Here is a 12,353-nt window from a genome sequence, read left to right on the forward strand (position 1 = left end):
GCTCACTCCTCCCCGTCGAGTGCCGGCCGCAATCGGCCGTCGTGGCGGCCCAACAGCTCCCGGGCCGCGACCGGTTCGAGACCCCGCAGCAGCACCAGCGTCGCCACCTTGACCTCCCAACCGGACCGCTCCAGCGCCTCCCGGGCCTCGGCCTCGGTCGCACCGGTGATCTCCACCACGATGCGGATCGCCCGGATCCGAAGCTTGGCATTGCTGGCCCGCACATCGACCATCAGCGGCCCGTAGGTCTTGCCGAGCCGGATCATGGTGATCGTCGAGATCATGTTCAGCACCAGTTTCTGCGCGGTGCCGGCCTTCAGCCGGGTCGATCCGGTGATGAACTCCGGCCCGACCACGACCTCGATCGGGTACGCCGCGGCGTGCCCGAGCCGGCTGTCGGTGACCGAGGCCACGCCCAGGGTGAGCGCACCGATCTCGTTGGCCGCCTCGATCGCACCCAGCACGAACGGGGTGCGCCCGGAGGCCGCCACCCCGACCACGACGTCACCTGCGGTCAGGCCCCGCTCGTCGACGACCGCGCGGCCGGCGTCCCAGTCGTCCTCGGCACCCTCGATCGAGTTGGTCAGTGCAGCTGGCCCACCGGCGATCACCGCGGTCACCAGGTCGGGGTCGGTATTGAACGTGGGTGGGCATTCCGAGGCGTCGACGACCGCGAGCCGGCCCGGCGTACCCGCACCGACGTAGCAGAGCCGGCCGCCGGCGGCCAGCCGTTCAACGACCGCCTCGATCGCCGGCACGATGGCCGGCAGCGCGTCACGGACGGCCAGCGGCACGTGTTGGTCACCGGCGTTCATCCGGGCCGCCAGCTCGGCCACCGGCAGCAGATCGAGATCCGCCGCACCCGCGGCGGTCGCCTCGGTGTCCAGTCCGGACAATTCTTTCATCGGGCCTCCCTCGGATCGAGCACATCGCGCAGCCCGTCACCGAGCAGATTCAGCGCACTGACCAGCAGCACCACCAGCACCCCGGGGGCGACCATCGTCCAGGGCGCCACGTAGACCGTCGAGTTGGCCTCGAAGATCATCGACCCCAACGAGGGTGCCGGTGGTGGCGTACCCAATCCCAGAAAGGAAAGGGACGCCTCGGTCAGCACCGCCCAGGACAGCGACAGCGCCACCTGGACGATCACCAGACCGGTGATGTTGGGCAGCACGTGCCGGAACATCACCGCCCAGGGGTTCTGCCCGGTGCTCACCGCGGCCCGGACGAACTCGACCTCACGCAGCGACAGCACCGGCCCCCGGGTGACGCGATAGAAGATCGGCACATAGACGACCGCGATCGCGATCGCCACGGTGACCCAGTTGCGGGTGAGCACCGAGGCGAGGGTGAGCGCGAGCAGCAGCGGCGGGAACGCGAACAGCACATTGGCCACCCCGCCCAGCACCGTGTCGGCGCCCTTGCGGAAGTAGCCGCCGACCAACCCCGCCAGGGTGCCCACCGCCGCGGAGAGCGCCACCGCGAGCAACGCGATCCGCACCGAGTTGCCGAGACCGGCGGCGACCCGGGAGAAGACATCGCGGCCGAACTGGTCAGTGCCTAACAGGTGCTGCGCCGACGGGGGCCGCAGCCGCTGCGGCGCGTTCTGCGCCAGCGGATCGTAGGGAGTGAGGTGCAGCCACGCCATCAATGCCAACAGCAGCAGCAATCCGGACAGCACCACGCCGATCACCCCGGACACGGAGCGGAACAGCCGGCGCCAGGGTCGACGCCGGACGATCGGCGCGCCGGTGCCCTCGCCAGCCTGGGTGGTGAGGTCGGTGGGGGTGGTCGTCATGAGGCACGCACCCGGGGATCGATCAGCCGGTAGGTGAGGTCGGTGAGCAGGTTGACCAGCACGAACGCGAGCGCGATCACCAGCACCGTGGACTGCACCACGGCGTACTCCTTCTGCTCGATGCCGAGCAGCACCTGCCGGCCGATGCCGGGCAGCGAGAAGACCCGTTCGACGACGACGGCACCGCCGAGCAGATAGCCGAACTGCAGTCCGGTCATGGTGACGATCGGCACCAGCGCATTGCGCAGGATGTGCTTGGCCTGCAGGCGTCGCGGCCCGACCCCCTTCGCCTTCGCGGTCCGGATGAAGTCCAGGCCGCGGACCTCGAGCACCGCGGTCCGGGTGGTGCGGATGATCGGCGCCGCGATCCCGATGCCGAGGGTGAGCGCCGGCAGCAGCAGCTGCTGCAGGTTGGTGACCGGGTCCACCCAGAGCGGGGCGTACGGTTTGCCGTTCGGATTGAAGCCGAAGGACCGCGAGGTCCAGGCCAGCAGCACCGTGGCCAGCAGGAACGCGGGGATGCTCAATCCCAGCAGGGCAACGGATTGCCCGGCCCCGTCGCGTACCGAATCCGGCCGGGACGCGGCCAGCATGCCGATCGGTACGCCGATCAGCACCGCGATCAGGATCGACAGCACGGCCAGTTCGGCGGTCACCGGCAGGGAGGCGGCGATCAGTGCGGCGACGCTGGTCTGCGCCCGGGCGGAGAAGCCGAGGTTCCCGGTGAGCACCTGGCCGAGCCAGGAGAAGAACTGGGCCACCAGCGGCTGGTCGGTGCCGTAGTACGCCTCCAGCGCGGCCCGCTGGTCGGGGGTCAACCCGGCCGCTTCGATACCGAGGTTGGCGGTGATCTGGTCACCGGGAATCGCGCGCAGCATGATGAACACCAGCACCGCCACCCCGAGCAGGGTGGCGATGCCGGAGATCAGCCGGCCGATGAGTGGATGCCTCAGCATCAGTTGACGGTGGTGGTGCGCAGGAACTGCAACCCCCCGGTGGCCATCGGCTTGAAACCGCCGACGTTCGAGGTGGTCGCGGTGTAGGTGTAACCGGTGAAGGTCCAGATCCAGGCCGCGTTGTCCTCCAGCTGCTTGGACACCTCGGCGTAGATCTCCTCGCGCTGGGCCGGATCCTGGGTCGCCTTGCCCTTCGCGAACAGTGCGTCGAGCTCCGGTGAGGAATAGCCGGCGACCTTGTTCAGGTTGCCGGTGCTGGTGAAGTAGCGGCCGTAGGCGCCGTCCGGATCCGGTCGACCACCGTTCAGCGCCACCGCGGCCTCGAAGTCCGCCGAGGTCCAGCGCTTCACGAAGGCACCGGACTCCAGCACCTCCAGCTGCAGGTCGATCCCGGCCTCGGCGAGTTGGGCCTTCAGGTTCTGCGCCTCGTTGACCGAGGTGGCGTACTCACCCTGGGAGACGATCGTCTTGACCGCGACACCCTGCGGTTTCCCTGTCTTGGCGAGGTATTCCTTGGCCTTGGCGAGATCGCGCGTCGGACACGGCCGAGCGTTGGGGTCGGACTTGTACGCCGGCGAGGTGATCGGTCCGGTGACCTCACCCTCACCGAGGGCGGCGGTGTCGAGGACCTGCTGCCGGTCGATCGCGCACTGCATGGCCAGGCGTACGTTCACATCGGTGAGCGCTCCTTTGCGGGCATCGAGCTGCAGCACGTGGTAGTTCAACTGGGCGGTCTTGGTGACCCGCAGCGCCCCCTCGGCGTTCTTGGCGACCAGCGGATCGTTGATCACCGAGAGCTGCACATTGCCGGCCTGCATCGCCGACACGATGGCGTTCTCATCGGGGATCACGCGGAACTCGACGGCGTCCAGGGCCGCCTTCGGACCCCAGTAGTCGGCGTTCTTCTTCAGGCCGATCGACTGACTCGGGGTGCGCTTGTCGAAGCTGAACGGACCGGTGCCGTTGGGCTGGGTCTTCAGCTTCTCCTCGGTGTCGTCGGAGGAGAGCATCGCCATGTTGATGGTGGCCAGGTTGGCCGGGAGCGAGGCATCGGCGGCCTTCAGCTGCAGCACCACGGTCTGCGGATCGGAGACCGTCACCTGGTCGACGCTGGCCAGCGAGGTGCGCGAGACCGCGGCGGTCTTCTCGTCCTTGATCTTGTCCAGGGAGTGCTTCACATCGGTGGCGTCGAAGGCGCTGCCGTCGGCGAAATTCACACCCTGACGGAGTTTCAGCGTGACCTGCTTGCCGTCGGAGGAGGCCTGCCAGGACTCGGCCAGGCCCGGCACCACCTGCAGATTCTCGTCGAACTCGGTGAGCGTGCCATAGAGCTGCTGGAGCACGTTGACGGCCTGGAACTGGGTCGCCTTCCAGGGCACCAGGGTGTCCGGGTCGGTGGTCACGCCGACGACCGCGGTGCCCCCGGGGGCACCCGCGGCCCTGGGTGCCTGACTGCCGGCATCGGCCCCTCCTCCGCCGCCACAACCGGCCGCGGTGACGGCCAGGCCGCTGAGCAGAGTGAGGGCGGCGAGCCGCCGGACGGTAGATCGCATGGCGGGCATCAAGATCCTCCTTGGTCAGGTCCCCGGTGAAAGAACCTTACATACAATTGGTCAGACATGTAAGAATCGTTTTCAACCTGAGATCGGAGGACGATGCCACCCCGGCCACCCACCCGCCGGCTGAGCGAGCGAGGAACGAGCGAACCCACCACCCGCCGGCTGAGCGAGCGAGGAACGAGCGAGTCGAAGCCCGCGACGATCCGCTTGCGCGCTCTGCTCCCCTCGCTGAAGCCGGCCGAGGCCCGGGTGGCACGGGTCTTCCTGGAGCCGGACAGCGGGGAACCGCATCCGACGATCTCGTCGGTGGCCGCCCGGGCGGAGACCTCGACGGCGACGGTGGTACGCCTGTTCCAGCGGCTCGGTTATCGGCATTTCAAGGCGTTCTGGATGGACCTCACCCTGGACGCCCGCCGGGACGAGGCGGCCGGAGCGACCACCGAGGCGACCGGGGACATCGACCGCAGCGATTCCCTGCCCGACATCGTGGCGAAGGTCTACACCAACTCCTGGCTGTCGCTGGCCGACACCGCGCGCACCCTGGATGTCGGTGCGCTGGCGGAGGCCATCGAGCTGATCTCCGGTGCCGCCCGGGTCGACCTCTTCGGCGCGGGTGCGGGGGCGGTGGTGCTGCACGATCTGCAGCAGAAGCTCTCCCGGATCGGGCAGACGGCGCTGTTCTGGCCGGACACCCACGCCGCTTGGACGGCGGCCGCCGCGCTGCCCCCGGGCGGGGTGGCGCTCGGGGTGTCACATTCGGGCGAAACCGTCGACACGGTGGAGTTCCTGCGGCTCGCCCGGGCGCGTGGAGTGCGGACCATCGCGCTCACCAACCATGGTGAGTCGCCGATCACCGAGCATGCCGAAGTGGTGCTGCTGACCGCGGCGCGGGAGGACCCGTTCCGCTCCGGCGCGCTGGGCTCGCGGACCGCGCAGCTGCTGGTGCTGGACTGCCTGTTCATCGGGGTGGCGCAGGCGAACTATGACGGTTCGATGGAGGCGCTGCGGGAAACCCTGCGGGTGTTGCGATCCCGGCGTTGATCGATGCCGTTGGTCAACCCTGCCAGCCGGTCTCACGGAGGAAGATCTCGGCGGCCTTCGGTCCGATTCCGGTGAACTCCTGCAGCCGGTCCAGGATCGCGCTGCGGGAGTCGGCGCCCTCGGGCAGCGTGGCGAGCCGACCGTCGTAGCGCTGCTGCACATCACGCCCCAGGGCGATCAGCTCGCGCGCCTTCGATTCGTCGTAGCGCTTGTAGTGGCCCTCGCCCAGCAGGTCGACCAGGTGCTGCCAGTCGGCCTCGGCCAGTCGTTTCGGGGTGAGGACCCCGTCGCGGTCGAGGGCACCGAAGGCGGCCGCGGCGATCTCCTGACTGATCGGATTCGCGAACAGCAGGCAGGCGACCAGCCATTTGAACAGCTGGTCGTCCGCTCCCCCGGCCGGGTCGATACCCAGATCCGCGGGGCCGATCCGGGCCTTGTCTTCGTCGGATTCTCCATGCTGCTTGGCCATATCCGCGCTCTTACCCAGCCCCTCGCCTGCCCAATCCTCGGGTGCACAGTCCTCAGGTTCCCATCCGGCCCTGCTCGGGCGAGGAGGCCCGGGCGAGCCGGCGCCGCGGGATCCGGCCGGCGCGCCGGGCGGCGTACCCGGCCCGGACCGCGTCGCGCATCGCCGCTGCCATCAGCTCCGGGCGTTCGGCCCGGGTGACGGCGGTGGCGAGCAGCACGGCGTCGCAGCCGAGCTCCATCGCCAGGGCGGCCTCGGAGGCGGTGCCGATGCCGGCATCCAGGATCACCGGGACCTGGACGGCCTCGCGCAGCAGCTCGATCGCGTGCGGGTTGCGGATGCCCAGTCCGCTGCCGATCGGCGCACCGAGCGGCATCACCGCCGCACAACCGGCGTCCTGCAGCCGGGCGGCGACCACCGGATCGTCGGTGGTGTAGGGCAGCACCCGGAATCCCTTGCGGGTCAGGGTTTCCGCTGCCTCGATGAGTTCCAGCACATCGGGCAGCAGGGTGCGGTCGTCGGCGACCACCTCGAGCTTGATCCAGTCGGTGTCCAGGGCGGCGCGGGCGAGTTCGGCGGTGAGCACGGCCTCGCGGGCCGAGCGGCAGCCCGCGGTGTTGGGCAGGATGTGTACGCCGAGATCGACCACGGTCTCCATCAGTCCGCTGCCGGCGGTGCTGCCGGCCCGGCGCATGGTGACGGTGACGATGTCGCTCTCCGCGGCCTCGACGGCGGCCCGCAGCACCGCTGGGCTGGAGGCGCCACCGGAGCCGAGCAGCAGCCGGGAGCGCAGCGTACGCCCGGCGAGCTCGAAGGTCTCCACAGCCGCGACGGCGGGGTTCTCGATGGTGGTCATGTCAGCCTCCCTGCATCGGTCGGAGCACCTCGAGCTCGGCACCCTCGGGGATCGTGGTGGTCGCCCACTGCGAGGGCACGGCCACCGAACCGTCGACGGCCACCGCCAGGCCCTTGCCGCTCAACCCCTGCTGTTCCAGCAGGTCGGCGATCGTGCTGCCGTCGGGCACCGTGGCCGGTTCCCCGTTGAACGTGATCTGCATCCTCATACCTCCACATCGTCCGAGCGGGTCCCCACGTCGGCTGAGCGAGCGAGGGACGAGCGAGACCCCACGTCGGCTGAGCGAGCGAGGGACGAGCGAGTCGAAGCCACGTCTTCCGGTGCCCGCAGATCGAGCACCGCGTCCCCCACCTGCCGAGCCGTCTCGGGGGCCAGCAGGAACCCGTGCCGGAAGTGGCCGGTGGCGAGCAGCAGTCCGGGCACCTCGGTCGGTCCGACCAGCGGGCGGTTGTCCGGGGTACCGGGCCGCAGCCCGACCCGGTGGGCGACCACCTCGGCGTCCCGCAGGCCGGGTACCAGTTCGGCAGCGGCGCCGAGCAGATCGAGGGCGGCGCGGACCGTGGGGCGGGTGTCTGTCTCACCGGTGTCCCAGGTCGTCGCACCGGCAAGCAGGGTGCCGTCGGGGCGAGGCACGAGGTAGATCGGATGATTGTCGATCCGGGCCCGGATCATGGCCTGCGGCACCTCGGCGTCGGGGCGCAGGGTGAGGATCTCGCCCTTGACCGGGCGGACCGGGACGGGGAGGTCGATCGAGGCGGCGAGGGTCCGGGAGCGATGGCCGGCGGCGAGCACCACCACCGGGGCGGTGATCGGGACGCCGCCGAGGCGTACCCCGTGCACCCCGTGTTGGTCGCCGAGCAGTTCGGCGGAGCCGGTGGCGAAGCGGGCGCCCTGCTGCTCCAGCGCGGCGCGCAGGGCGGCGAGCGCGGATTCGGGGACCACGCTGGCCTCCCCCGGCACCCGCAGCGCCCCGGCGATCCGGCTGCGCAGCGCGGGTTCGGCGCGGTGGGCCTCGCGACCGGTCAGCAGCTCGTGGTCGATGCCGTGATCCTGCAGCAGGTCGGCGTGCCGGGCGAGCACCGCGTCCTCGTCGCGATCCAGCGCGACGGCCAGCGTCCCGGGCGTACCGAAGCCGATCGACGCCCCGCTCTGCTCCTCGATCTCGCCCGCGAATTCGGGCCAGGCGGCCAGGCTGCGGACCGCCGATTCGTGCAGGTCGTCCTCGCCGTAGTCGAGTTCCGAACCGGGGGCGAGCATGCCGCCGGCGACCGGGGAGGCGGCATCGGCCGCGTCATCGCTGACGATCGTCACTCGATGACCGCGCCGGCTCAGCCCCCAGGCGGCCGCGAGTCCGGCGATCCCGGCACCGACGACGATCGCGTCGAGCTCGGAATCCCGGAACCCGCAGAGGATGCGTGATTCCATCGACTTCTCCTTACGCCGGCATGATCCGGACCAAGTTGCAACGGTCGGGGCGGCACAGCCCCCTCTCAGCCCGATGCCTCGGACTCCCGCGAAGAACGTCTGGAATTGTACCCGGGGCATCCGGTGCTCAACCGGATGCCCCGTGGGAGATGTGGGTCAGGCCTTCTGGACGGTGATGGTCCAGCCGGCGTCACCGAGCTTGCGGTAGTCGGTCACCGGGTAACCGGACTCGGCCGCCCACTGCGGGATCGAGTCGGTGGCCTGGGTGCAGTCGAAGTTGATCACCAGCTCGTCGCCGTTGGGGAGGTCGGCGATCGCCTTCTTGGCCTCCACCAGCGGGAACGGGCAGACCTCACCGACGGTCTCGAGTACGTGCTTGGACATTGTCATTCTCCTTTTCTGCTTGGACTTCCGTTCCCCGAGCAGCGATCCATGCGTAGCGGAGCGGAGCAATGGATCGCGTGTCGAGGGGTACCGCTCAGGCGTTCACCAGGGCCTGCTGCGGCGTACCGCTGGCGGACTTGCTGCGCCGGCCGGTGATGAACAGCCGGGCACCGATGCCGGTGCCGAGGAACATCAGCGCGAAGGCGATCCAGCCCTGGTAGCTGAACTGGGCGGTCTCGACCATCGCGTTGCCGATGGTGCAGCCGCCGGCCAGCGAGGCGCCGACGCCCATGCCGACGCCGCCGGCGATGGAGCGGACGATGGTCCTGGAGTCGGGTACCCGGATCTTGAACTCCCCGGCGCCCTTGGCGGCGATGAAGGAACCGACCAGGATGCCGACGACCAGCCAGACGCCCCAGTCGATGCGGGCGGTGTTGCCGGTGACCAGGAAGCTGGTCAGGTTGGCCGAGGGGGTGGTGATCCCCAGGCCCGCCTCGCGGCCGGCGGCGTAGCTGAGCGGGTAGGCGGCGATCGCGATGAGGCCGATGATCACCGCGGTGACGAACGGGTGCCAGGCCTTCTCGAAGAGCAGGTGGTTCAGGCCGGTCTTCTCCGGCGGCAGGGTCGCGACCTTCAGCTTGGGCTGGCTGCGCAGCTGACGGTACGCGAGGTAGCCGACGCCGGCGACCAGCAGCACGACCAGGAACCAGGGCGAGATGCCGAGGCTGTCCTGGACGGTGGTCACCGGGACGGTCTCGGCGCGCATCCCGTCGTTGACGGGCTTCAGCACGCCATATTTCATCACCGCCGCGAAGCCGGCGTACGCCACCAGCGCGACCCAGCTGCCGACCAGGCCCTCGCCGGCGCGGTAGTAGGTGCCGGTGGCGCAGCCGCCGGCGAGCACGATCGAGATGCCGAAGATCAGCGACCCGACGATCACCGCCAACCAGGGCAGCGCCTTGAACGACAGTTCGATGATGCCGGCGGACTGCAGCGCGAAGACGCCGACGCTCTGCACGGCGATCACGATCAGGAAGGCGGTCAGCCAGCGGGTCTTGCGGGCGAGGAACACGTCACGGAAAGCACCGGTGACGCAGAATCGGCCGCGCTGCAGCACGAAGCCGAGCAACGCGCCGAGGAGTAGTCCGGTCAGGGACATGAGTGCAACTCCAGGTCTGGGACGGGGTCACTGAGGACCCATGGTCATAGGCTCAAACCATGGAACTATAGGCAGGCCTTGGGTATTCCCGGAAATCCGGACCGGATTCTGGACCGGGCGCCGCTGGTTGAGCGAGCGAAGAACGAGCGAGGCCCACCCGCTGGTTGAGCGAGCGAGGAACGAGCGAGTCGAAACCAACGGCCCCAACCCCTCACTCCCCCTCGTCGTACTCCCCCGCGCACCAGGCGGCATGCCGGTCCGCCGAGCGGCGTACCGCCTGCTGCAGCTCGGTGTCGAGCACGTTCCCGAAGTTGCTGTACGCCCGGTCGGCCCGCAGTTCGGCGACCCGGTCGGCCAGCCGTCGGGCGGTGGCACCGGAGAGCGGGATCCGGTTCGGGTAGCTGCGCATGAAGCTGACGCTCGTCCGGTCGGGGTTCACCATCACGGTGTCGGCGACCAACAGTGCGCCGCGGCCCTCGGCGCCGGCGGACCATTCGAGCACGCTGCTGCCGGCGAAGTGTCCGCCGAAGCGGTGCACGGCCAGTCCGGGCGCGAGTTCGCGGTGGTCGGTGAAGAAGTCGAGGGCGTCCCCGGTGCGCTGCACCCACTGCCGGTCCGCTTCGGCGAGCACGACGGGTACGCCGCCGAGGGCCGCGGCCCACTCGAGCTGCAGACCGTACATGTGCGGGTGGCTGGGGACGACGGCGATGATCGGCCCCTGGCCGCGGATCTCGGCGGCGATCCCCTCATCGACGAAGCCGGGCGGATCCCAGAGCACCACACCCTGCGGGGTGCGCAGCAGCAAGCCGGTGTGCCCGATGCCGATCTTCGGGGTGGTGACCAGGCCCCACAGGTCGGGCTCGAACTGGTTGAGCTCGGTGCGATGACCGAGGCGTCGCAGTTCGTCGAGCTCGACCCAGCGCTGCACGCCGTCGGCAGGGAGGAACTCCCGCTCATCCGCGCAGATCGGGCACACCTCGGGCAATGGATCCGCGGCCTCGACGCCGCAGTTCTCACAGAGCACGGTCATGCCCCCATCCTCCCACCGCCACCCCACCCGCTCATCGACTAGCTCACCCGGCGCAGCGAAGCGGAGCCGGCGACCCCACGTTCATCGAGTAGCTCACCCGGCGCAGCGAAGCGGAGCCACCCACCCGCTCATCGAGTAGCTCACCCGGCGCAGCGAAGCGGAGCCGGCGACCCCACGTTCATCGGGTGAGCGTGTCGAGATGAGACGAGACGAGATCAACCACCCTGGCGGACCGAACCTGTCCGCATCCCCTGCTGGACTGTCGGCGTACCACCCCCTCCACGCCACAGCAGGTGCGCAGAAATGGATAAGCGGATGTCCCCGATCACTCGTAGCGTTGCTCCCATGAGGCAGTTCCATCGCGTGCTCGCGAACACGCTCGTCGCCAATGTCACGACGAGTTTCCTGTGGTTCGCACTGACCTTCTGGGTCTATCTGGAGACGAAGTCGGTGCTCGCGACCGCGATCGTCGGTGGGCTCTACATGCTGCTGGTGGCGCTGCTCGGCATCCCGTTCGGTGTGCTGGTCGACCGGCACAAGAAGAAGCGCGTGATGGTCGCGTCCAGCCTGGTGACCACGGCGGCGTACCTGATCGCCGGATTCCTCTATCTCGTTGTGGACAAGAGGATTCTGCTCGACTGGACCGGTCCGATGTTCTGGTTGTTCAGCGGGGTGATCCTGGTCGGCGGGGTGGTGGAGAACCTGCGCAACATCGCCCTGTCGACAACGGTGACCCTGCTGGTGCCCGATGAGCAACGTCCGCAGGCGAATGGCCTGGTCGGTGCGGTGCAGGGCATCGCGTTCACGCTGACCTCGGTGTTCAGCGGCCTGGCAATCGGCCTGCTCGGGATGGGTTGGACGCTGGGGATCGCGATCACGCTGACCGTGTTCGCGTTGCTGCACCTGTTCACGGTGGCGATCCCGGAGGAGGGCGTGTTCCACGATCCCGAGCTCGGCACCAAGAAGATCGATCTGGCCGGCAGCATCGCCGCGGTACGCGCGGTGCCGGGGTTGATGGCGCTGATCTTCTTCACCTGCTTCAACAATCTGGTGGGCGGGGTGTTCATGGCGCTGATGGATCCCTATGGGCTGACGCTCTTCCCGGTGGAGGCCTGGGGCATCGTGCTCGGTGTCACCGGAACCGGCTTCATCGTCGGCGGCGCGATCGTCGCGAAGCGCGGCCTGGGTGAGAATCCGGTCCGTACCCTGCTGCTGGTCAATGTCGGCGTTGCCCTGCTGGGGATGCTGTTCACGATCCGCGAATGGCAGTGGTTGTACGCCGTGGGCATCTTCTTGTTCATGGCAATGATGCCCGCCGCCGAGGCGGCCGAGCAGACAATCATCCAGCGGGTGGTGCCGCTGCATCGGCAGGGCCGGGTCTTCGGCCTGGCGCAGAGCGTGGAGTCGGCATCGACCCCGGTGTCGTCATTCCTGATCGGCCCGCTGGCCCAGTTCTGGCTGATTCCCTACATGAACAGCGATTCCGGCAGGGCGACCTGGGGCTGGCTGCTCGGATCGGGTGAGGCCCGTGGCATCGCAGCGGTCTTCGTGATGGCCTCGCTGGTGATGCTCGTCGTCGTCCTGATCGCCTTCCGCACCAAGGCGTACGCCCTGCTCTCCCGCTTCTATTCCGACAGCGCTCCCCCGGCTGAACCCGTGGGTGCGTGAACGTTTCTCGA

Annotated in this window: 13 protein-coding genes and 1 riboswitch; of the genes, 2 read left to right on the plus strand and 11 right to left on the minus strand. The window is 69.1% G+C overall.

Annotation, left to right across the window (positions count from 1 at the left end):
- Positions 1–2: 2 nt before the first annotated feature.
- The 4 genes from murQ to BI335_RS09360 are packed head-to-tail and all read right to left on the minus strand — an operon-like array spanning position 3 to position 4,307.
- A complete protein-coding gene (murQ, locus tag BI335_RS09345) occupies positions 3–905 on the minus strand; it encodes an N-acetylmuramic acid 6-phosphate etherase (RefSeq protein ID WP_094430512.1) in 903 nt (300 codons plus the stop codon).
- Positions 902–1,798, minus strand: a complete 897-nt coding sequence (locus BI335_RS09350; protein WP_094430514.1) for an ABC transporter permease — start codon at positions 1,796–1,798, stop codon at positions 902–904. Before BI335_RS09350 ends, murQ begins: the two co-directional genes overlap by 4 nt.
- A complete protein-coding gene (locus BI335_RS09355; RefSeq protein WP_094430516.1) occupies positions 1,795–2,754 on the minus strand; it encodes an ABC transporter permease in 960 nt (319 codons plus the stop codon). Before BI335_RS09355 ends, BI335_RS09350 begins: the two co-directional genes overlap by 4 nt.
- A complete protein-coding gene (locus tag BI335_RS09360) occupies positions 2,754–4,307 on the minus strand; it encodes an ABC transporter substrate-binding protein (RefSeq protein WP_094430781.1) in 1,554 nt (517 codons plus the stop codon). The genes BI335_RS09355 and BI335_RS09360 overlap by 1 nt, the downstream gene beginning before the upstream one ends.
- 213 nt (positions 4,308–4,520) lie before the next feature.
- On the opposite strand from BI335_RS09360, the gene BI335_RS09365 reads away from it, so the two are divergent.
- On the plus strand, positions 4,521–5,354 hold the full coding sequence (locus BI335_RS09365) for a MurR/RpiR family transcriptional regulator (protein WP_208109281.1): 834 nt from the start codon (positions 4,521–4,523) through the stop codon (positions 5,352–5,354).
- Positions 5,355–5,367: 13 nt separating this feature from the next.
- On the opposite strand, the gene BI335_RS09370 is transcribed toward BI335_RS09365, so the two are convergent.
- From BI335_RS09370 to BI335_RS09400, 7 genes are all read right to left on the minus strand, one after another.
- On the minus strand, positions 5,368–5,823 hold the full coding sequence (locus BI335_RS09370) for an HhH-GDP family DNA glycosylase (RefSeq protein ID WP_094430520.1): 456 nt from the start codon (positions 5,821–5,823) through the stop codon (positions 5,368–5,370).
- 52 nt (positions 5,824–5,875) lie between these two features.
- Entirely contained in the window at positions 5,876–6,676 is an 801-nt protein-coding gene (locus BI335_RS09375) for a thiazole synthase (protein WP_094430522.1), read from the minus strand.
- A 1-nt stretch (position 6,677) separates the two neighbouring features.
- Positions 6,678–6,878 carry a sulfur carrier protein ThiS gene (gene thiS, locus BI335_RS09380; protein ID WP_094430524.1) on the minus strand — a complete coding sequence of 67 codons (201 nt, stop codon included), beginning with the start codon at positions 6,876–6,878 and terminating at the stop codon, positions 6,678–6,680.
- Positions 6,879–6,880: 2 nt separating this feature from the next.
- A complete protein-coding gene (gene thiO, locus BI335_RS09385) occupies positions 6,881–8,101 on the minus strand; it encodes a glycine oxidase ThiO (protein ID WP_094430783.1) in 1,221 nt (406 codons plus the stop codon).
- A riboswitch (TPP riboswitch) is annotated at positions 8,092–8,201 on the minus strand. It overlaps the preceding gene by 10 nt.
- A 56-nt stretch (positions 8,202–8,257) precedes the next feature.
- Positions 8,258–8,485, minus strand: a complete 228-nt coding sequence (locus BI335_RS09390) for a sulfurtransferase TusA family protein (RefSeq protein WP_094356553.1) — start codon at positions 8,483–8,485, stop codon at positions 8,258–8,260.
- Between the two features lie 94 nt (positions 8,486–8,579).
- A complete protein-coding gene (locus BI335_RS09395; protein WP_094356554.1) occupies positions 8,580–9,644 on the minus strand; it encodes a YeeE/YedE family protein in 1,065 nt (354 codons plus the stop codon).
- A 211-nt stretch (positions 9,645–9,855) separates the two neighbouring features.
- Entirely contained in the window at positions 9,856–10,674 is an 819-nt protein-coding gene (locus tag BI335_RS09400) for a hydrolase (protein ID WP_094430526.1), read from the minus strand.
- Between the two features lie 345 nt (positions 10,675–11,019).
- Here BI335_RS09400 and BI335_RS09405 point away from each other — a divergent pair, with 345 nt between their 5' ends.
- Positions 11,020–12,342 carry an MFS transporter gene (locus BI335_RS09405; RefSeq protein ID WP_094430528.1) on the plus strand — a complete coding sequence of 441 codons (1,323 nt, stop codon included), beginning with the start codon at positions 11,020–11,022 and terminating at the stop codon, positions 12,340–12,342.
- The last annotated feature ends 11 nt before the right edge of the window (positions 12,343–12,353 follow it).

The organism is Enemella evansiae (genome assembly GCF_002250705.1).
Lineage (GTDB): Bacteria > Actinomycetota > Actinomycetes > Propionibacteriales > Propionibacteriaceae > Enemella > Enemella evansiae.